General features: G+C 32.0%; 24 protein-coding genes. 21 read left to right on the forward strand and 3 right to left on the reverse strand.

Annotated elements, in window-relative coordinates:
* Positions 1–408 precede the first annotated feature (408 nt).
* The 5 genes from B5E87_RS04720 to B5E87_RS15685 all read left to right on the forward strand — a co-directional run bounded on the left by B5E87_RS04720 (position 409) and on the right by B5E87_RS15685 (position 5,742).
* A complete protein-coding gene (locus B5E87_RS04720) occupies positions 409–2,907 on the forward strand; it encodes a metallophosphoesterase (RefSeq protein ID WP_158095551.1) in 2,499 nt (832 codons plus the stop codon).
* A gap of 184 nt (positions 2,908–3,091) precedes the next feature.
* A complete protein-coding gene (locus tag B5E87_RS04725) occupies positions 3,092–3,892 on the forward strand; it encodes an AIM24 family protein (RefSeq protein ID WP_087243772.1) in 801 nt (266 codons plus the stop codon).
* A gap of 238 nt (positions 3,893–4,130) precedes the next feature.
* Positions 4,131–4,850 carry an HNH endonuclease gene (locus tag B5E87_RS04730; RefSeq protein ID WP_158095552.1) on the forward strand — a complete coding sequence of 240 codons (720 nt, stop codon included), beginning with the start codon at positions 4,131–4,133 and terminating at the stop codon, positions 4,848–4,850.
* Between the two features lie 248 nt (positions 4,851–5,098).
* The gene (locus tag B5E87_RS04735) at positions 5,099–5,395 is read left to right on the forward strand and encodes a zinc-ribbon domain-containing protein (RefSeq protein WP_087243773.1); all 297 of its coding nucleotides are present in this window, start codon (positions 5,099–5,101) and stop codon (positions 5,393–5,395) included.
* The gene (locus B5E87_RS15685) at positions 5,395–5,742 is read left to right on the forward strand and encodes a DUF2085 domain-containing protein (RefSeq protein ID WP_087243774.1); all 348 of its coding nucleotides are present in this window, start codon (positions 5,395–5,397) and stop codon (positions 5,740–5,742) included. The genes B5E87_RS04735 and B5E87_RS15685 overlap by 1 nt, the downstream gene beginning before the upstream one ends.
* Before the next feature lie 43 nt (positions 5,743–5,785).
* Here the strand turns inward: B5E87_RS15685 and B5E87_RS04745 are convergent, their stop codons facing one another.
* On the reverse strand, positions 5,786–6,205 hold the full coding sequence (locus B5E87_RS04745; RefSeq protein ID WP_087243775.1) for a YolD-like family protein: 420 nt from the start codon (positions 6,203–6,205) through the stop codon (positions 5,786–5,788).
* The gene (locus B5E87_RS04750) at positions 6,202–7,668 is read right to left on the reverse strand and encodes a Y-family DNA polymerase (protein WP_087243776.1); all 1,467 of its coding nucleotides are present in this window, start codon (positions 7,666–7,668) and stop codon (positions 6,202–6,204) included. The genes B5E87_RS04745 and B5E87_RS04750 overlap by 4 nt, the downstream gene beginning before the upstream one ends.
* Positions 7,669–7,908: 240 nt before the next feature.
* Between B5E87_RS04750 and B5E87_RS04755 the strand changes: the two genes are divergently transcribed.
* The 14 genes from B5E87_RS04755 to B5E87_RS04815 all read left to right on the forward strand — a co-directional run bounded on the left by B5E87_RS04755 (position 7,909) and on the right by B5E87_RS04815 (position 19,329).
* Positions 7,909–8,748: a DpnII family type II restriction endonuclease gene (locus tag B5E87_RS04755; RefSeq protein WP_158095553.1), complete on the forward strand. Its 840-nt coding sequence runs from the start codon at positions 7,909–7,911 to the stop codon at positions 8,746–8,748.
* A 37-nt stretch (positions 8,749–8,785) separates the two neighbouring features.
* On the forward strand, positions 8,786–9,424 hold the full coding sequence (locus tag B5E87_RS04760; RefSeq protein ID WP_087243778.1) for a metal-dependent hydrolase: 639 nt from the start codon (positions 8,786–8,788) through the stop codon (positions 9,422–9,424).
* A gap of 245 nt (positions 9,425–9,669) precedes the next feature.
* Positions 9,670–12,135 (forward strand): InlB B-repeat-containing protein, encoded by a 2,466-nt coding sequence (locus tag B5E87_RS04765; RefSeq protein WP_158095554.1) that lies wholly within the window; start codon positions 9,670–9,672, stop codon positions 12,133–12,135.
* Positions 12,136–12,216: 81 nt separating this feature from the next.
* A complete protein-coding gene (locus B5E87_RS04770) occupies positions 12,217–12,885 on the forward strand; it encodes a hypothetical protein (protein WP_087243780.1) in 669 nt (222 codons plus the stop codon).
* A 112-nt stretch (positions 12,886–12,997) separates the two neighbouring features.
* A complete protein-coding gene (locus B5E87_RS04775) occupies positions 12,998–14,029 on the forward strand; it encodes an ATPase, T2SS/T4P/T4SS family (protein ID WP_087243781.1) in 1,032 nt (343 codons plus the stop codon).
* Positions 14,022–15,602 carry a hypothetical protein gene (locus B5E87_RS04780; protein WP_087243782.1) on the forward strand — a complete coding sequence of 527 codons (1,581 nt, stop codon included), beginning with the start codon at positions 14,022–14,024 and terminating at the stop codon, positions 15,600–15,602. Before B5E87_RS04775 ends, B5E87_RS04780 begins: the two co-directional genes overlap by 8 nt.
* Before the next feature lie 133 nt (positions 15,603–15,735).
* Positions 15,736–15,900, forward strand: a complete 165-nt coding sequence (locus tag B5E87_RS14985) for a hypothetical protein (RefSeq protein WP_158095555.1) — start codon at positions 15,736–15,738, stop codon at positions 15,898–15,900.
* A complete protein-coding gene (locus B5E87_RS04785) occupies positions 15,901–16,344 on the forward strand; it encodes a hypothetical protein (RefSeq protein ID WP_087243783.1) in 444 nt (147 codons plus the stop codon).
* 13 nt (positions 16,345–16,357) lie between these two features.
* Entirely contained in the window at positions 16,358–16,693 is a 336-nt protein-coding gene (locus tag B5E87_RS04790; RefSeq protein WP_087243784.1) for a hypothetical protein, read from the forward strand.
* Between the two features lie 199 nt (positions 16,694–16,892).
* Positions 16,893–17,096 (forward strand): hypothetical protein, encoded by a 204-nt coding sequence (locus tag B5E87_RS04795; protein ID WP_087243785.1) that lies wholly within the window; start codon positions 16,893–16,895, stop codon positions 17,094–17,096.
* A gap of 206 nt (positions 17,097–17,302) precedes the next feature.
* The gene (locus B5E87_RS04800; protein ID WP_087243786.1) at positions 17,303–17,605 is read left to right on the forward strand and encodes a hypothetical protein; all 303 of its coding nucleotides are present in this window, start codon (positions 17,303–17,305) and stop codon (positions 17,603–17,605) included.
* A gap of 98 nt (positions 17,606–17,703) precedes the next feature.
* Positions 17,704–18,402 (forward strand): hypothetical protein, encoded by a 699-nt coding sequence (locus B5E87_RS04805; protein WP_087243787.1) that lies wholly within the window; start codon positions 17,704–17,706, stop codon positions 18,400–18,402.
* Positions 18,389–18,733: a winged helix-turn-helix domain-containing protein gene (locus B5E87_RS04810; RefSeq protein ID WP_087243788.1), complete on the forward strand. Its 345-nt coding sequence runs from the start codon at positions 18,389–18,391 to the stop codon at positions 18,731–18,733. The genes B5E87_RS04805 and B5E87_RS04810 overlap by 14 nt, the downstream gene beginning before the upstream one ends.
* On the forward strand, positions 18,730–19,329 hold the full coding sequence (locus B5E87_RS04815; RefSeq protein WP_087243789.1) for a hypothetical protein: 600 nt from the start codon (positions 18,730–18,732) through the stop codon (positions 19,327–19,329). Before B5E87_RS04810 ends, B5E87_RS04815 begins: the two co-directional genes overlap by 4 nt.
* Before the next feature lie 31 nt (positions 19,330–19,360).
* On the opposite strand, the gene B5E87_RS04820 is transcribed toward B5E87_RS04815, so the two are convergent.
* Positions 19,361–19,810 (reverse strand): hypothetical protein, encoded by a 450-nt coding sequence (locus B5E87_RS04820; RefSeq protein ID WP_158095556.1) that lies wholly within the window; start codon positions 19,808–19,810, stop codon positions 19,361–19,363.
* 235 nt (positions 19,811–20,045) lie between these two features.
* On the opposite strand from B5E87_RS04820, the gene B5E87_RS04825 reads away from it, so the two are divergent.
* Both B5E87_RS04825 and B5E87_RS04830 read left to right on the forward strand, forming a co-directional pair.
* Entirely contained in the window at positions 20,046–20,525 is a 480-nt protein-coding gene (locus B5E87_RS04825) for a DUF1307 domain-containing protein (protein ID WP_158095557.1), read from the forward strand.
* A 91-nt stretch (positions 20,526–20,616) separates the two neighbouring features.
* Positions 20,617–21,903: a CAP domain-containing protein gene (locus B5E87_RS04830; protein ID WP_087243792.1), complete on the forward strand. Its 1,287-nt coding sequence runs from the start codon at positions 20,617–20,619 to the stop codon at positions 21,901–21,903.
* Positions 21,904–22,015 lie beyond the last annotated feature (112 nt).

Here is a 22,015-nt window from a genome sequence, read left to right on the forward strand (position 1 = left end):
TATTTTTATATGATAAAACGTATGTTATAATATTTAAAGAAGTTGATAACTGAGGTGTCGTATATGTATGGTTTGAATAAGATAAACAATAAAGAAATAGATATCTATAGTAAAATAAATGAACCAAATGTACACTTTCTTTGTAAAGGGTATAATGTCTTGAAAGAAAAATTTTTTATTTATTATGAGGATTTTTTTTACATACGAGGCATTAAGAAGTTTTTTTATTTTAAAAATTTTGATGAATATTGGTCATTTGTTAATTGTTTTCATGATAAGTTGGGGGATATGTATCATAGAGCATTTTACTATGGATATGATTTTTCTGATGAGATAATCCATAAATATAGGATAAATATGAAAAAGATAGAAACATTTCCTCGATTGCAATATAATATTTCTCTATTTATGAAATTAGGATATACTGAAGATGAAATCTTTAAATATGATTGTGCAGAGCAACTAAAAAGAAAATATTATAATAAATTTGTAGATAAGATTATTAAGTTTGAAAATATTAGTGAAGTCAATAAAATAATGAAAAAAATTGATAAATTATATCATAATGGTTCAATAGAATTAGATGTTGAGTGTTTTATGGACATCTTCTTAAGTTTAAATAAAAATATTGAAAAAATTCTAGAAGAATATTGTACAAATCCGAACAAATACAAATATATTTTTTTTAATGTTAAAGAAGCATATTTAAGATTCTCTAATAATGAGAAATTGTTGAAAATACTAAAGAAACTACCTATAAGTAAAAAAGATTTAGATATTCTAAATGATGAAAATCAGCATCTTAATGTAGAATATGGTTTTGACTTAAAATCCCATCTTTATTATATGGAAATAGAAAAAGTATTTACTTCAACAAGAATATATTATAGGAATTTAGAAGAATTACATTTAGATAATAATGAAACACTTAATATAAAAAATCTATTTTATGATATGAATCTTAAAGAAAACATCTCTGAGTGGATATCGCAAGAATGTCCATTACCTCCACATTATTATCATCATATTCGTTCTGAAATAATAAAAAAATACGATGATATACATGATAAATTCATTGTCATTATCAATTACTATGATGAAGATATCTTTATATTCAGCAGGAAATTTGAGTTTAACTTTATTGCATCTTTTATTGCTTTTCTAAATTATGATTTATCACATGCTGACCTGATTTATTGTGACAATTTAGATAAAATACCTCATAATGTAAAACTGAATCTTACAGATGCAAAGATGCAAAGTAAATACTTAGAAGTTTTTGGAATGCATTATCAAACAGTACAAAAACAAAAATTAACCCCTTTAAAAATAAATATCGAAGCGAATAATGATGAGAGTAGTATTATTTTGAGGGAGAAAGAAGATAGGAATGAAGATGAAATATATATACAGTATATATCTGACTTACATCTTGAATTCAAATTACAGGACTGTATGACACAGGAAGACATTCTTTATAAAATACATAAGATGTGTTATCAGATTATCTCTGAATGTTATGCTAAATTCTTATTGATTAATGGGGATGTATGCCATGATTTTGAGCTTTACACTCTGTTTGTAAAAGAACTCAAGAAAATAATGTACGATATGAAAAAAAGAATACATTTCATTTTTACTTTAGGTAATCATGAATTATGGGAATTTCCTTCTATGTCATTAGATGAAATAATTGGTAAATATAAACTTCTTCTTTCACAATATGATATGTATTTATTACATGACAATATTCTCTACTATGATAATTTACAAATGAAAGAAATTTCCCCTTTGGAATTAGATATGTATAATGAAGAAGAAGCACGTAAATATCTTAATGGAAAAAGTCCGATATTCTTTGGAGGTATAGGATTTAGTGGTAAAAGTTCACAATTCAATGCCTATAACGGATTATATAGATTGACGATTTCTAGAGAAGAAGAAATTAAACTTTCTGAAGATTTTGATAATAGATATCAAAAGATTGTTAGAATTATGAAGGACATGAACCCCATCATATTAACACATATGCCAATTGAATGTTGGTCAGATGAAAAATATATTCCAAATTTTATTTATGTCAGTGGACATACTCATAGAAATAGTTTTTCTGATGATGGAAATATAAGAATATACGCTGATAATCAGATAGGTTACTCAGAGACAATATCGAGTGTACATCTTGCTTCTTTACTTTTAAATACAACGTATGACACATTTATTGATTATAAAGATGGAGTATATAATATTACTTCCGAACAATATAAAAATTTCTTGCGCGGGAAGAATGTTCGTTGTAACTATAACCGTACTCCTTATAAGCTTTATATGTTAAAAAGACAAGGTTATTATTGCTTTATAAGTGAATCCAAGAATCATCAATTGTGTATCTTACATGGTGGAGCATTAAAAAAACTAGAGCAAAAAGATATTAATTATTATTATTCTCACATGTTAGAAGCTATTGATTTAATCTATGAATTAGAACCGTATTATCATATTCAAAAAAATGTATCTAAAGAAATAAAAGCAATTGGCGGTTCAGGATATATTCATGGGTGTATTGTTGACATTGATTATTACAATCATATTTACATTAATCCATTTGATTTGACTTGTACTCCATATTTTGCTTGGAATATGGAAGACAAAATGCTGTATCCTTCATTAAGTAAGTTATTAGAAGAAAGAAACGAAACTTTATTCTTAAATTATAAGCAAGGGACAAAGCAATTACCTTCACTTAATAATCTTAAATATCCGGCCATTCAAGAAAAAACTATGTATTATGATACGGATATTTATCAGTATTCTCGATATTTGAACAAAACACAACGTATTCAAAAAGGAATACTATCTATATGGCCTGATAAGAACAATACTGATAATAATTTATTAACTAATTAATAATTGTTGTTTTGTTATTACAATCCTTAATATATTTAGATAAGGATAATGAAAACCAATTCTTAATATAAGTAGGCATATCTAATGTCGTTTTCTAATTCGATGACATTAAGGTATACCTTCATTTTTTTTGTTGAGATATATGCTACAATAAAATAGCAAAGTCAATTGCGGAGGATGAAAATTGTTTAAAGTTAGAAATTTTTATGATAATGACGATGTTAAAGTCATTGATGAATTAGCCCCATTCAAGGTTGTAGAATATCAAAGAGACTTATCCGTCATGCCACAAAATGCACAGATGGCCTATTTTGCAGACAAGATGAATGTCAGAAAAAGACAAGTTGTTTGTGATGTAGGGCAATCCAACATTACCTTACAGGCTGGTGCAATGCAATGGATGCTAGGGGATGTCCACGCTACAACGGGAGTTAAAGGTGTTGGAGACCTTTTCAGTAAAGCTGTCAGAGGAAAGGTCACTGGTGAATCTGCCATTAAACCTGAGTATGTAGGGAATGGAATACTCGTCTTAGAACCAACATATAAGCATATTTTATTAGTTGACTTGAGTGACTGGAATCATTCTATTGTGTTGGATGATGGCTTGTTTTTAGCATGTGATGCCAATTTAAAACATAAGGCTGTCATGAGAAGTAATGTTTCATCTGCACTTGCAGGAAATGAAGGATTGTTTAACTTAGGCATTGAAGGAAGTGGAGTGGTATGCTTAGAATCAAAATGTCCTAGAGAGGAGCTTATTGAAATCACTTTAGAAAATGATGTCTTGAAGATTGATGGAAACATGGCTATTGCATGGAGTGGTAGTCTTGATTTCACTGTTGAACGTTCTGGAAAGAGCTTGATAGGTTCGGCTGCATCTGGTGAAGGATTGGTCAATGTATATCGAGGAACTGGTAAGGTCTTAATGGCACCTGTCGGCGATGAAGCTATGATGTGGAATAGTCAGATTGATGTGGGTGAGTGAAAATGCTAAAAAAAACTGTTTCTATTATCTAGTTGTATATTTTTATTAACTGGATGCACAATTTTAGAAAACAATAAACAAGACTATAATATTAATAATATTGAAAATGAAAACAGTATAAAAAACAAAAATTCTAAAGACAAAAATTCACAAACAGAACAAGGTATGAATGATTTTGATAGTCTTGTAGGAGATTTTGCTCCACTTCATTAAAATACAAGCGTTAGTTACAAAAGAGGTGATATTTATAAATAACGAATCTCAAGTAATATTAATAATTATATGTCTGATATTTATCCTCTCTGTATTTTTAGCATATAAATATAATCCATTTTCTTATCCTTATTATAAAATTGAAATAGATATAACAGGTAAAAAAAACGTAGATATTGATGAACAAATTGAATTATATTTATTAAGAAATAAAGAGAATTCATTGAAAGAATTTGAAACATATTTAAAAAACTTAAACAATTGGAAACAAGAATCCGAGAAAAAAATAGAAAACTCTATTTTAAAAAAGAGAAGAAAAGCACAGTATTTAAAAGCTTTAGATGATAAAAATATGTTTTGTTTCTATTTTATACGAAGAAAAACAAAATATAAACAAGTAAATTATATGAGATATCCTTATATTGAAAAGATTATTTATGATTCTAAAAATTGTGATATAAATGCAATTCGAGAAAAATATAAAAAATTAGAAAATATAAATTTTGAAACAACAACAAAAGCTTATAATATGAAAAATCAAAGGAAGTTAATGACAAAAAAATTAAGAGACAAGATAAAAAAGAGAGATAATTATACATGTCAAAAATGCGGAAAATATATGCCTGATGAAGTAGGATTACATATTGACCATATAATACCAGTTTCAAAAGGTGGAAAATCAGTGGAATCTAATTTACAAGTTCTATGCTCTAAATGCAATGGAAAAAAAACAAATAAAATGTAATAAAAAAGGGTGTTTAGTAAATTTTTATAATTCATCATTAAAATATTCATCAAAAAAAAGAAGTAGGGCCCCTTTTTACAAGAGACCCTATATTCCGAAATCAATCGGAACAGGAGAATGACTTTGTCTCCAAAGTCATAGAAATTATATCAAAACACATTGAAATCCACAAGAAGATTGAACAATATGGTATAATAAAATATACAGACAAAGACCAATGATAGGCATTGGTGGTGGTGATAAGATAGATGTTCTGTAAAAACTGTGGACAAGAAATTGATGATAAAGCTGTTGTCTGCCCTCATTGTGGAGTTGCACAAAGAGAAATGTCCTATGACACTATCAAAGATGATGGTGGAGTTGGATGGGGTATTTTAGGATGCTGTATTCCAGTAGTTGGTTTAATTCTTTGGCTAGTATGGAAAGATTCTAAACCTAACACAGCAAAAGCAGCAGGAATTGGCGCTCTTGTATCAGTAGGATTGGCTGCACTTTGGTACATTTTTGTCTTTGCATTAGGTATCGGCGGAGCAATGATGTTCTAATGCATTTCCTATACAAATTCCTGCCAATCCTCTTTGGGTGTCACCAACGTCCAGAGCGTTCATTCTTTTATAAAGGAAAACAGTTTCCTATCTGTGCGAGATGTACTGGGGAGTTAGTAGGATTGATTATAGGATTTATAGGATGGTGGTTCGTGCAACTGCCATCCTCTGTTTATATCCTTTTATTAATCCCTATGTCTGTTGATGGATTTATTCAACTGTTAACTCCATATGAAAGTACGAATTTGAAAAGATTGATAACAGGATTTCTATTTGGAATAGGGTTCATCTCTTTATTTCTTTTGACGACAACTGTTGCATATCAATTTAGCCAGTCATTCATATAAAAAAGGCATATGTGCAAAATAGACACATATGCTTTTTCATATTTCAGAAATCATTATCAAAGCAATCTCCATCAATTCTATATAAATTCTTGAAATATATCTTTTCTCCTGTATCAAGAAGAAGATATCTCTGATAAGTATCTATCTTGGAGATGAAGGAAGTTTGAGAGATATACTTCCCACCATCCTTTAGCTTATCGTCCTGAAAATAGGTTATGGTGATGGTGAATTTATTTGAAAGGTGGGATATCAGGAAGTTGAGCTGGTTGTTGAGGGTTTGAATCTGTTCTTTATCCAATATTCTTCTTTTTTCTGTTAATCTTGCTGTTTCTTGAATTGCATCATCATGGCCAGTCAAGGCAGCAAAGGGCGAAAACTGTGCCGAACGGTCATATATTGACATCTTTGGATGTTTTGATTGTGGACGTTCCATATGAATAATGTCTGAAAAATCTTTTTTCATGCTTTATGCCCTCCAATCTCATCATTTCTTTCCTTGCCGGTTGCACCTTCTTCAAGGTTCATGGCCTTTAAGACAGAGTTTTTCCCATATTTATTCTTGATAGAAAGGATAGCTTCTTGCAATCGTTTTTCCTTCTCTTCATCAATGCTTTTCTTTTCCATGTCTTTATCTACATCAAAAAGTGATATTTGTTTTGGAATGCTTTTTGCACGTTCTTCATTGATGAGATGATTTGCTGAGATGTTCAGCTTTCTGATTGTCAGGTGCTTTTTAGTAATTCTATCATAGAGTTCTAAGGTCTTTTCCATAATAGTTGTCAAAGAGGAAGTATAATCAAAGTTAATGGTTCCATGTCCATGTTTTGGGATTTTTCTTCCATAGGCATCTACAGTTGTTTGTCCATTAAAGCTTCCTGTTAAATTCTCTCTATCATAATTGACTGTTAATACAATTTGGTCAGTGGCAAGATGTTTTTCTACAAGAGAGAGGACCAATCCATCAGTCATTTCCTTGAGAACCAATCTTGCTTTCTTGTTTGAATAGGGGCAGTGCAGGACCTGTCCAGTTCCAAGACTTTTGGACTCTGGTTTGTATGCTTTGATGTCTTTAATAGTACAGGGTTCAATTCCCCATGCATGGTCAATGAGCAATTCCGCATTCACTCCAAATAGCTTGTATAATAATTCCTCATTATGAATCGACATACGGGCGACATCACCCATGCATTCCATTCCATTGGCTTCCAGTTTCTTAGCATATCCTTTACCAACTCTCCAAAAGTCGGTCAATGGTGTATGAGTCCAAAGCTTTTTCCTGTATGACATCATATTCAACTCAGCAATGCGGACTCCATCTTTGTCGGCGGGCATATGTTTAGCCACAATATCCATGGCGACTTTGGCCAGATAAAGATTTGTGCCGATTCCCGCCGTAGCTGTGATGCCTGTCTGATTTAAGACATCTTTGATGATTTTCATAGCAAGCTGATGAGCTGTCATGTTATAGCTATGAAGATATTCCGTCACATCCATGAAGACTTCATCAATTGAGTAGACATGGATATCTTCAGGTGCTATATATTTGAGATAGATGTCATAGATGCGTGTACTGTATTCAATATAATATGCCATGCGAGGGCGAGCAATAAGGAAGTCTACTTCATAGCTGTTATCCTGAAGTTTTATAGCATCATAGCTTTTTCCGGTAAATTTCTTATATGGTAAATTCAACATTCTCTGTCTATTGACATCTTTGACTTTTTGTTTGACTTCAAACAGACGAGGACGGCCAGGAACACCATATGATTTTAGGCTTGGCGAAACGGCGAGGCAGATTGTTTTATCTGTACGAGATTCATCGGCTACAACAAGGTTTGTTGTCAATGGATTCAAATGTCTTTCCGTGCATTCGACACTGGCATAGAATGATTTTAAGTCAATGGCAATGTATGTTCTTTCTCTCATCGTCTGTTTCACCTCTTTTTTATTATTCTAAGATAAAAAAACAAAGAAAACAACAAAATTAATTTAGAAATATAACAAATTTGACTTGTTAAAATAACAAAAATATGGTATAATACTTTAGGAAATAAAGAAAGGAGATACAAGAGGTATACAACTTAAACGCTATTTAAACGAGTGTACCATTGTATACTCGTTTTTTAATGAATAAATCGCCAGAATTTGGCAGGAGTGAAGAAAGGAGTGAAAAAAGAATTTACTAGCTGGCTAGATACGTTTCAGCCAACTTTAGCAACATGTGACTATTTTACTGACTTTGAAAAGGTTAATCATAGAATAAAGGAGTTAAAACCTCAGATAAAATTGGTAAAAAATATTCTTAAACAGGATGATATTTTGATAGCCATTGAAACCACATTAAATGAGGATTTTTCCTTGATGTCTATTTTGCCATTATTTATTGCTGTAAACACATCGAAGGCAACATTCATTGATTCCAATGGACAATACCAAACAATTTCTTTTAACAAATCTACAAATGATTTATCTGTATACATGGAATTCATTAAGACTTCAGGCATTGTAGATGTTCTAAAGAAAGTGAAAAGTGTAGGTGTTGAAAAGTATTTATTTGGTATCTTGGTTGGTATGGATTCTAATACAAGAAAGAACAGAATGGGACGTCTTGCTGAGGATAAGTTAGAAGAATTCCTGCAAAAAACTGGCAATCCCTATTATAAGGAAGTTACTCTGGAAACAATCAAGGGGCGTTACAATGTAGACATCTCTCAATTAAGTAATCACAAGGTTTCTTCTAAACGCTTTGACTATGTCATGGAAAAGAATGGTGAATTGTATCTGTTTGAATCGAGCTATTATACAAGTAGTGGAAGCAAACAGAATGAATTGTCTAAAAGCTATACAGAAATCTCTAAAGCTATCAATGAAATCAAAGGACTTCATTTCATTTGGGTTGTTGATGGAATGGGATGGAAGAACTGTCGTCATGCCTTGGAACAGGCATATTATCAGATGCCTGATGTTTATAATTTCTCAGAATTAGAAGAAGTATTCTGTTCATAAATAAGATTGCAGTATTCTGCAGGAGTGAAAAAAGGAGTTGAATTATCAATGTCATAGATTAGGCGGAGTAACTGCTGCAACTATTACAGTCATGTATGCTTATCAAGGTGGAATGCTTGATAGGTATGCTTTTCATATAGATAAATATGTTGATATTCCCATCCACCCACATCCCTATATGATTCCACTCATCATTCTCTTTAGCTTTGCTATCTATTCTTCAACACTTCCTGATATAGACCATCCACTTTCTGTTCCGGGAAGGAGGCATATGGGATTTTCGGAGTTTTTGAATAGTCATTTTGGACATAGAGGTATCACTCATTACCCTGTCACATTATTTTTGATGGGATTTATCATGTGGTTTCTTTGGAGATTTATATCTATATCAGAATGGCTGGATATCGTGTTATTGTGGAGTATGATAGGATTCTTGGTGGGTTATCTATCACACATCCTGTTAGATACCTTCAATAGTACAGGGATTGCCTGGTTGGCCCCACTCTGTAAAGTGAAAGTGAAGATTCCTACAGGACTCAAGGTCAAAAAGAAGAGAAAAAGTTGGATAGTGTCTTTAAGGTATTTAAGAGGAAGTGACATCTTTGATAATTTTATCATTGTCTGTCTTATGGTGGGAATTGTTCTCTTTTGTTCATATCAATTTGGATTTTTATAGGGTTTGAGTGGGTTCTCTGAGAAATGTGTCTGTGTAAATTTTTATGCAGACATTTTTTTGATATAGAATCAAGATAGAACGAAGTCCTTGGATTATAGCGAGAAAAAATAACAGAGAGGGTTATTATAGTATAATTATATTGAAGAAATAGGTTTTTCGGAGGTGAATAGTTAATGCGAGAGCAAGGTAAACACAAATGTGTTAAACTTTTCTTCATGTTATTTCTTGCTATACTGTGTTTTTCTATGATTTCAGCGGATGCTGCATATAAGCAATTAGCAAGTAAGTACAATGTTATTCTTGCAAACTCTTCAAGTAAGAAAAAAACAATCTATGTAGATTTAACAGGAAGTGTCAATGTCTCACAGAATCCATCAGTTAAATATTATTCCACAGTAGATACTACTGGTAAGTTATATAACAGTATTTCTCCACCAACTGGAACTGATATGACTTGGTATGGATGGTTAGATGATATCAATGCCTATGCATATCGTAACTGGACATCAAAAGGAGGTTCTGTTTCAGGTTCTTGGGCTAACAATAAAAAAAGTGCTTTGACATTAAACAGTGTCGATGCAACGGCTTCTACACCATTTATTCGATTACCTAAAGTTTCAAAAGCGGGATATACATTTACAGGATGGAGTGTAACACAAACGCAAACGCCTTACATGTATTTCAATGGTAAGTATATTAAGTCATCAACAAAAGGTTCTACCTATAATCCAGGAGTAAAAAAGGGTAGTGATGGATGGTATTATATTGAAGTAGGTGCATTTAGTACAATTAAAACTGTCAAACCAACATGGAAGGCCAATAACTTCTACGTTCGCTACCATGCTAATGGAGGTAGTGGTTATATGGCTAACCAGACATTCACTTACGGTGTTAGTCAGAATCTAAGAACGAATACATTCACGCGTACCGGATATACATTTAGTGGATGGAAAGTACAACGTGAATATGATAATAAATGGGCTTGGGCTGAAGGTCATGGTAATGGAGAGTATTGGCAATCAGGTGAACCATGGGGTAGTGATATCAGAATTTATAAAGATGGAGCTTCAATAGCAAAGACAACCTATTCAGGGTATGTTAATATGTATGCACAATGGACTCCAAATAACTATTATTTAGATGTTAACGGATTGCTAGATGGAAAAGCTACAGGAAATACAGCAGGATATGGAACATTCGATGTCTACATAAATGGTAATTTGGTCGCAAATGATGTCACAGATTTTTACCAGCAATATGCTTATGGTACAAAATACGAAATTAAGGACATTAAGTCTAACACTGGTAAAACATATAACGGTGTTTCTTCAGGAAGGATATCTGGAACAATAGGAACATCCAACAGTATCCAATTAAAATTCACAACAACTCAGTATTCGAATAGTATCAGTCATTATATGTGGGGATTTACAAAAGGTGAAGGAAACAACTTAGGAAAGAATGCTTGGTTAATGGGAAATACATCATTTACTGCTACATATAATTCAACATACAGGATGGATTCTTCAAGAGCAAAGAGTGCACCTAAAGGATTCCAGTTATCATCAACATTTGGAACTTCAAGTATCTCTGGAAGTTGGCAATCATATTCAATGGGAACAAATGTAACGCAAAAGAATTATGAGATGTCATATGAATATGATTACACTCCTATCACATATACAATCAACTATGATATGCAAGGAGGAACAAATGCTTCCAATCCAACAACATATAATATCTTGTATGGAGTATCTTTAAAGAACCCAACAAGAAGGGGGTTCACATTTGATGGATGGATGTTGAATGGAAAGAAAGTAACAGGAATTAATGAAGGAGTAACAAACAACTTTACAAATGAAACAGACATGAGAAATAAACTTAATGCCAGAACAGCAGGTAATATCACTTTGACAGCCAAATGGATAAATCATACTCCTGAATTTACACCAGAAATAGATGGTACAAATCCAGATAACAATCCTATTCCACCATTCTTTAATGAAAAAGGAATGCTTGTCATTCAAAAAGACGATGTTTTCACTCCAATCAACTACATCAGTGTAGATGATGTTGAGGATGGAAAGAGTATTGAAGATGATATACAAATAGATAACGAAGTTCCTTTAAATGATGAAAATGAGGCATACAAGCCAGGTATATATGATGTTGTCTATAAAGTTACAGATGAAGGAGGAGCAACTGGTTCATATACTTTAAAAGTATTGGTAAATGAACCTCCAGTCATTAATGCAACAGATAGAACATTCTTTAAAGGACAGACTGGTGTGGATGCAGAGGAATTATTAAGAAAGGTAACAGCAACAGACAGTGAAGATGGTCCATTGACAGATAGAGTTGAAATCGTTCAAATTGATTATCAAGATGGAAGAATAGATAAGGATGTTTCTAAACTGGATACATCTAAAACAGGAAGTTTTACAATTACATATACTGTGACTGACAATTATAAAAAGACTGTAACAAAGACAGCAACAATCAAAGTCATTGACAATCAGTCTGTAGTCAATGCAGGACAAACAGGAAGTATCAGATTTATCAATCAGAAATATTTAAGTACAATTAAAGAGCAGTCAATCTGGAAAACAAATGATGAATATAACAGTTTATTGAAAGAATCTTTGAGTTCAGGAAATGAAACAGCACAAAAATACAGTAGCGCAAAAATTCAATCTATGAGAGGGGAATAATTCCTCTCTTTTCATTTTTTCTAAAATAAAAGGATAATGGTATAATAAAGAGAGTGATAGAATTCAACATGAGGTGGTGAAATGAAAAGTATTTTGACGGGATTTGGAGGAGTCTTAACTCTTTTCTTTGTTATATTGATACAGGCAACAATTCTTAACTTTGGAATCAGGCAAAATGAATTGGATACCGCCATGAATAATGCGATGATTGAAACACAAAGGGTTCTTTATGAGCAAAAAGAGGCTTTTTATGATAACAACAATGACAATATTGCAGATTCAAGCATGTTGATAACGGATAATGAGTCATATAAGGACGTTTTTGTGAAGAATCTCATGCAATATATTGATTCTAACTCTGATATAGAAATTTACTTCTATACAGCAGATAATGAAAAAGGATTGTTAGATGTCAAGGCAGTGGCCAATTATACAAATCTAGTAGGTAAAAACAAAGCATATGAATCTAGAAGAACATCTATTCTTGATTCTATTGAAAATTACAATGTTACAATAACTTTTGATATTGCAAATGTATTGCAGGTAGACATGTCAGATACCAGAAATTACATTGACAGAAACACAGGTAAAGGAACAATAGATATCAAGATTATTTCTGGAACTGTGACAGGGGTTTCTGTTGATAAAAGTGATGTTAATGTGTCTTATACAATGGATGGAGATATATTAAGAATCCAATTAGATAATGTTCAATCAGATATAAAAGTAACGGTCAGTGGACAGGCATAATATGAAAAGAGATGATTTATCATCTCTTTTTTGCATTTTCCTAAAATTATTTTAGAAATGATATAATTGTATTGATATTGAAGAAATATTTTATATGAAATGGAGGTGCATAATGGCAAATTTAGTATTAAGTGAAGATACCTTTGGAATTCTTCTTCCGTATATTAAAGAAAAAACAATTACAGATATTCGCTGGGATGGAAACAATCTCTGGCTTGATGATTTGGAAAAAGGAAGGATTTTGACTGATATAAAACTTGAGGAATCTTTTATTAATAAATTCACATCACGATTATCTGACCTTGCTAATACAAATTTCAACTCTTCTTCGCCAGTTCTAGAAGCTGAAACAGATTCTTTACGTATTGCGTGTCTACACCCATCTGTGACAAACACTGGAATTGCAATTACAATCAGAAAGACAGAAGCTGAATGTCGTTTAAAAGACGACCAGATGATTGAAACAGGATATTGCTCTGAAGAAATGCTTGAATTCTTGAAACAAGCTGTCAAAGCTCGATGCTCTTTTGTTGTCACAGGAGACGTTGGTTCGGGGAAGACGGAATTAGTCAAGAAATTAATGCAGTCAATCCCTGATACAGCAACAACTTTAACCGTAGAAGATAACTATGAGTTACGTGCAAAAGCACTACGTCCTCATTTTGACTGTACAGAAATCAAAGTCACTAAAAACTTCCCACCAAAAGCTGCAATCAAAGCTGCATTAAGACAAAATACAAAATGGCTAATGTTATCAGAGGCTAGAAGTACAGAAGCAGTTGAACTTCTAGAGGCAGCCTCTACAGGATGTTCCATTGCAACCACTGTCCATGCGTGGGATGTCAGAAACATTCCGGACCGTTTTGAAAACATGATAGGGGATAGCAACAATGATATCAAGAATGATGTCTGTTCATATTTTGACATTGGTATTTTGATTGTGAAAAAGGAAGGACCAGACGGCATCAGACGTTATATTGACCAGTTATGTTTCTATGAACATACAGAAAAGGGAAATAACTGTTACATGATTTTAGATGAAGGGAAAATGGTTGGAAATCATTTGACTAATAAAATCAAGGAACGTTTTAGACGTGCGGACATGAAAATTCCTGTAATGTTCGAAGGTGATAATAATGTTTAAGAAAAAGTCTAAAGAAGTTGTAACTGAAACAAAGGAGAACTATCTAACAAGGGAAAGTATGCATAAAGAAAGTGCATTAAAAAGACTAAATAAATATTTGAAATTGCTTTCTTTCAAAAACCTGAATTATACTATTCAAAATTATGGTTACAATTATTCGTTTGGTCGATATATTGCCTCTATCGTTATCTTGATGGCAGGTATCGTTGCTTCTGGATATATTTTTAAGTTAGATGCTCAGACGATTGTCTGGTTAGGATTCTTTGCAATTCTTTTATTACCTATCATTATCCTTTCTCAGATTAGATTCCTGTATAACAATTATAGATTTGAACAGATGGCTACATATTTGCAGGAAATGATTACTGTGTTTAAGGTAAATCCAAAGATTCTTTATTCTCTAAAGGAAGTGCAGGATTTATATACAAGTCCTAAGGGAATGAAATCGACAATTCAAAAGTCTATTGACTATATTGAACACAACTCAGAAGTTAATGATGATTTTTATAAGAGGGCTTTAGATATTATTGAAGAAGATTACCCATGTACTCGTGTTCATTCATTGCATAGCTTGATACTGACAGTAGAGAATCAGAACTCTGTTAATTATCATGATGCTATTAATGATTTATATGAAGATATTCAGGCATGGATATCTCGTGTCTATGATTATCAAATTGAACTTAAGAATGTCAAAGCTCAATTTACAATGGTACTTCTTTTAACTATTGCTGTAGCTTCGGCGATGGTTAATATCCTTCCAGCTACCCTTGTCACATTCATTGATAATCCAGTTTATCAGGTATCAACTGCGGGGATGTTAGCTATTTTCCTTGTTATGTTCTGCTTTATTCAATCAAAATTGAATGGACAATGGCTGGTCAATGATATAGACAAGGATGATGAGAAGATTTTAAAGAGCATCAATTATGTTGAAAACTTTGATGAAAAGAAATCAAAGAAACAATCTATCATTAAAGCTATTATTGTTGCATTAATTCCAATTTACGGATTATTTGTTGGAAACAATAACTTAGTTATTTTAGGAGGACTAGGTACTGTATTAATGTTCTTCTGGGATAGAATTCAGTACAGAAATCATTTCAAACATATTGAAAAAGAAATTCAAAAAACATTCCCAGTGTGGTTAAGAGACGTTTCCTTAAACATGCATAATTTAGTTGTAACAAGAGCAATAAAACAATCATATCCTAATGCTCCAGCAGTGCTGAAGTATTATTTAACAGATTTTATTAATGAATTGGAAGAAGACCCTGTTACAATCCGACCATATGCAAACTTTTTAAAAAAATTCTATATCAATGATATTACGTCAGCCATGAAGTCACTATATTCTATCAAGCAACAGAATGGTGAAAATGCATCTAAACAAATTTCAGACTTAATTGTCAAGAACCAGTCTATGATGGAGAAAAGTGAACGTATACGTAATGAAAACCAATTAATAGGTATGAACATGATGGGTACTCTACCTATGATTGTTGGTAGTTTAAAGCTAATTATTGATATGGTTTTATTGATTATGGATTTCATGGCAATGACTTCTATGTAGAGGTGATTGAATGAGAGCATTTTTTAATGAATTTGGTGGAGCTGTAATTCGACTTGTTCTATGGGGTGCTATTATCAATATCTTTTATGGTGTTCTTGTTACTTTATCTGAAACAATCTAGAGGTGATATCTAATGAAAGTGATGTTAGATGAATTTGGTTTGTCGATTCTTGAGGGGATAGGTAGCCTTTTAATTCTCACTATTATTCTTTATATCTTTGGACAGATAACAACAGGAGATTCAGTTATATTTGAAGCGTTAGATGGATTCATTAATGTTCTAATAGGTGGTGTATAGATGAAAGTATTATTGGAAGAATTTGGAGGAACAGTTATAGCAGCGATTGTCTGCGTGCTTCTTCTAAGTTTTAGTATGACTGCTTATAAAGATATAGGGAAACCTTCAGATGAAGCTATGGAAAATATTGAAATTGTTACAAATACAAATGAACTCGAAAATCTAAAAGATACAGAGAAGCCAACAATAAGGGCTAGTAGTGGAAACTTGGATATCAATGAAATATTTGTAATTGCTGATTATGTTGAGGCAATATCGACTTCTGGGACAGATATTACTTCTCAAGTAAAGATAGTAAACATTACTCCTTCTACAGGTAATAAATCAAATGTCAATGGAAAGTATGAATTAGATACATCCAAAGCGGGAGTCTATACATTAAAGTTTATGGTAAGTGATAATGGAGTAGCATCTTATGCAGAGGCAACTTATATAGTCGATTAATGGAGGTGATGGAATGAAGCAGATATTTGAAGATATGATTGTCATTGTTTTGATTATTATTGGTGTACTAGTCAATACATGTATGATAAAAGCAAATCTTGAAATTACCGAAGCAAGAAACTATCATGCACAAGTCATTGAAGAAATACAGGCGTCAGGTTTTAGTGCAAATGTTATTACAGACAAACAGGCAGAAGCTCAAGAACATGGCTGGGAATTGATAGTATCAGATAATCTATCGCCTTATGAAGATAGACAGGATAGAAAAGTGACATTAGTATATACAATCACCCCATTACCAATTGTGGGTACAGAACAGGAAAGAAATATTGTAGGATATGCCAGATAATACGTTTTTACACAAGTATATAAAAATATGATATATTAATATTCGTGAGGTGAAGGCACACCCTAAAAAATGCTAAACATATTAAAATATGTGTTATGCCAGCACATGAAAAGGCAAAAGAAACAGAAGAATTGGCACAAAGAAATGAAACTCAAGAAATGAATAAAGAATTTAAACAGATTTCTATGAGGAATTTTAAGTGAAACAATTTTTCGAAGAATATGGTGGAGTAATCATCATCTTAATTGTTGTTGCAGTATTATTAGTTATCTTAGGTAATGGTAATGAAACCCAAGGATTAGCAAAAGTTGTTAGTGACGCAATTAATGGAGCTGTAGAAGGATTTACTGATATGTTTGAAAAAACAACTGGCGCTATTGCTGCTCCAGGAGCAGGAGTCTAATATTAATCCACCAATTTTGACACTCATTTGAGTGTCTTTTTTTTATGTCAAGACTTGTCTTTTAATTTATATATGATAATATATAGGCGCAAGGGAAATAGGGTAAAATAGAGGATAGTTGCTATAAGCATACTATCTTTTATTTGCCTCAAATTCCCTCAAAATACCCTATATTCCCTCCAAAAATCTCAAAGGAGGAAACATCTATGACATCATTTGACCGTATTGCATTTTTAAATTCCCTTCAAAACCCATCAACACTCTATGATTTTATTGTTAATCTTGAAACCCTTGTACATAATGGAGAATATAGCTATTCAAATTCTCTCAGTCTCTTTCAAAACCTCTTTCCAAATATCAAATCTGCTAAAGGATTAAGATATACCATCAAAAGAAAATATAAGGATGAGATTTTAGCAGAAGCATTGTTCGAACTTGTTTATTCGTCATCAAAAACAGATTGCTCATTTTTACAGCAGTTGGACACAATTATTTATAATTATTTATAAAAGGTGATTGATTTTCCCTTTTAATTTTTATAGTATATAGGTATATGGTATGTATTACATGCTAAAACTCATTAAAAGATATAAAAGGAAGTGAGAACGTGAACAATGATGCCAAGGAATTACTGGAGATTTTAAATAACACTAAAAAAGATGTTGTTCACTTAAAGCAACAAAAAATCAGCATATCATCTACTTATAATATTATTAGAACATGGATATTGGTATATGGATTGACATCGTTTATTTTTCTATTTAATGTCATATTTGTTCAGTCACATGTTAGTGCTCAAAGCTATGAATTATATGGTGCAGTCAATAGGCTTTCATTAATTGTATTACATCTGGCATGTATAATTGCTTATCTACTGGCTTTAAAATTCAACACAACTACTTTGTGGGAAAGAGAACGATTATTAGTCTTAACACCAGTCATTATTCTACTGTCAGTGAGCCAGATGTTATATCCATTGTCATATTATATTCCACAACTTTATAGTGTTTATAATATCTTTGTATCTATATCATTTGATTTGTGGCTATGCCTTATTGCAATCACTATATTATATACAATCACTCATAACAAGAATATCTTGATAGTCTTATCTGTCAATATAGTATATCTCGTTATTAATATATTATTAATGATTATGGCAAACTCCACATTTTATGGAATTGAAGTATTTTTACAGATTAGAAACATTAGTCTTATACTCAATCAAACAGGATTTGCTGTTGTCATATTTATGTTGAGTTCTATATATTTTATAAGAAGGGAGATTAAAAATGAAACCAGATGAGTATTTATTATGGAATCAAAAAAAATTGCAGCTCTTAGTTGCATTATCTGTTGATGACCTGACTTACATGGAAATTATGAAAATAATGCAGTTTTCTAGGACAGAGGTTCAATATTATCTAGATAATCTATCAAAGGCTGGCTATATTGAATCTTATAAGATGGAGCTTAAAACACAAAAACGTGCTAAAAACAGAATTAAAGAGAATACAGTATTCAAAATCACGGATGTAGGAAAGGATATGTTGACACAATGTATTGAACATATCAACAATATGATACCTAACACTAAGAAAAGTGTACTGAAATTGAGAGAGGAGAACAACAGATGAAAAAGTTATTAGTGACTTTATTATTGGTAGGATTTATTTTAATGCCACAAAGCGTTCATGCTTATGATTATAGCTTCTCGGATTATGAAAATATCCTTGATGAAATGAACGAAGAAAACAATACTGATTATGCATTACTGACAGAGAAAGATTTTAATACTTATGATGGATATAAGGAAATCTATGGGACATATCAGAATTACCAAGATGCTGTCTTAGCTTTATCTGTTGATGAATTCAAAGATTATTGGTTACAGATGTCTCCTTATGAAGTCGTTGAAGCTGATGAAGGAAATGTCAATACTATTGAAACAAGAAGTACGCGTACTACAAAATCTAAACTGTTTAACAATTCGATTAATAGAATGAAATTGACATATTACTATACTACGAAATCTGGAACAAGATATTTCGATACATCAAAAAAACCAACTGTAACTGTAGAAAAGGTCGCTCTCGTAGATTATTTTGTTATGTCTTCTCATACTGGAAAATATAGCAACAGCAATAAAAGATATACAGTAACTGCCAAAGGTACAATCTATAATCTATTTGGTACAAGAAGCGGGACTTTCATAGTTGCGTTTGATGCATAGGAAAAAATAGCCCTCATATGGAGGGCTTTTATCATTTAGGACAATTTATAACAATTTTATTATCCAGTATTTTATAAGAATATTTGAGATGCTCAAGAAATCTTTCATCAAACTTTTTATCTCTCTTTCCAGATACAACAATGACAACCTCGTCATTCTCTTCTTTAAACTCCTCAATTCTTTCTTTGATAAACATCTTTATCATCGGAATTTGTTCAATTTTAGGAGAGTTTAAGAAGATTGATACGAGAAGTATATCCTCCCATCTTCCCATTACCATCTTCATATATATCTTTTGTGTATGGATATCTTCGAAAGTCATGGGATTGTTGATGGAATCTTCTATGGGAGTAGGGAAGGCATATTCATTGGCAACGCCATCATAATACACGCCATATCTATCAAATCGTGGTCCTTGATATACTGGTGAGGAATAGAAGTTAGGATTAGGCGTGAAGGTGGATGGGATTGTATTATTCATCTGATGAGATAGGGTATCATGAAATATCATTGCATTTGCAAGAAACATTGGGTCGCTAAAGTCCATAAAAACACCTCCTAATATGATTATTCATAGATACTATCATTGTACTATATTTATAATATAAACAAATATGATTTAGGATATTGACAAATATAGATGCGTATGATAAAATATGTATGCAAACTAAGAAAGGAACTGATATATGAATTCAAATAATGAGGTGATAGAATTTGTGAAGAAAATATTAGTATTGTTATGTTTTTTAGGAATGGTTGGCTGTACATCGACAACTTATAGTGATTTAAGATATAGTAAAGAAGAAACATTAGATATGCCTTCAGATATTCTAGGTACTGAGTCGGAGTTAAATGTTGATTATATAGACAATATAACTGTACAGACCGCCGATGACATGGTTGAAGGTGTTGTCAGAGAAATCTTCTATGATGTAGAGGCTTTGAATGAAGAACAGCAAAACACTTTTGATGATATCATCAGAGCAGGTTTGGAAACTGAATACAAAGATTATGATAGTGTCTCTATAGATTCTGTTGTAGAGGATAACAAAGTTGTTGTCACTCTCAATGTTGACATTGAAAAAGCCGAAAAAGAAGACTTGTCATCACTAGGAATATATGATGCTAATAAAACAGAAAATGGATACCCATTGGAAGATTATAAGCAGTATTTAGAAAGTTATGGCTATAAATAAAACACAATCTCCACCAGTCATATGGTGGGATTTTTTGTAGAAACTTATGAGATTGTGTGATATTCTAATTATAGAAAGAAGAGGTTAGATTATGGAAAGGATTTTGGAGAGAATTAAGGATAAAAAAGTTATTGGAGGGATTATTGCTCTTGTTATCATTGTTATTGTAGCTATTATTATGATACTAAATCAGAAAAATCTTGTATTAAAAAATGAAGAAATTCAAGTAGAGTTTGGTGAAACTATTTCTTTAAATCCTGAAGACTATTTAGATATGGCAAAAATAGATAAAGATATCTTAGATAAAGTAAACATATCGACAAACGCACCTGATAGAACTGAATTACCTGATAATTCTTTTAAAGAATGCCCACCTGTTGGAGAGTATTCGGTTATGATATCTTATAATGATGAAGTTGTTGAAGCGACTGTTAAAGTTGTTGATACAACAAAACCTATATTTGCTAAATACAAAAAAGAAGTCGGAGTCACAAAAGACTGTAATCCGGATATGGAAAAAATCATTGCCGAATTCCAAGCAAATGATTTGTCTGAAGTTAAAATTACTGTAGATGACAGTCAAGTCGACTATTCAAAGGTTGGAACATATAAAGCAATAGTAAAAGCCACTGATAAATACAATAACGAAGCAACAAGAGAGCTAACTTTTGAGATTGTAGAACCAACCATTGAGTTAAACAAGAAAAGTGATAGCATCTATGTCAAAGAGAATGTTGTATTAAAGGCAACAATTATTGGAAAAGATATAAAAGCGAAGTTTACATCTTCAGATACAGGAGTTGCGACTGTTGATAGTAATGGAAAAGTTACTGGGAAAAAAGCAGGTAGTACAACCATTACAGCTGAAGCTAATGGTGTGAAAGCAACATGTAAAATTACAGTCAAGAAAGTCCCTAGTGGTTCTTCTACAGAGAAAAAGACAGTTACAAATCCTAATACTGGCGAAAAAGAAACAGTCACTGTTATTAAACCTAAGCCAAGTGGTGGAAGTTCATCTGGTGGTAGTACAAGTTCTTCACCTACAGCTGTTCAAAGCATGATGAATAGATTTAATCAAGCAAGAGCTGAAAATGGAATCTCTGCTTTAAGATGGGATTCATCTTTACAATCAGCAGCGATGACCAGAGCACAGGAAATAACTCAAAAATTTAGTCATAATCGTCCAGATGGAACAAGTGCATTAGATATGCCAGGTGTTAAAGGTGAAATTTTAGTTGCGGGTGCTTCAAGTGAATCAGCTGCATTTAATGCATGGATGAATTCTACAGCACATAGAAATGTTATTTTAAATGATGAATCTGGTGGAGTTTATGTTGTGAGAAATGGAAGCTACTGGGTGGGATTATTCTCATATTAAAGTTTTGTTTCCGATTTCACACAAAAAAAGTTTTAAGTGATACAATGAATACAGAAGGATTTTCTTTTATAGATTATCCTTTTTTTGTTTATAAACAAAAATAAATTATGTT

The sequence above is a fragment of the Massilimicrobiota sp. An142 genome, from assembly GCF_002160725.1.
GTDB classification, from domain to species: domain Bacteria; phylum Bacillota_I; class Bacilli_A; order Erysipelotrichales; family Coprobacillaceae; genus Allocoprobacillus; species Allocoprobacillus merdigallinarum.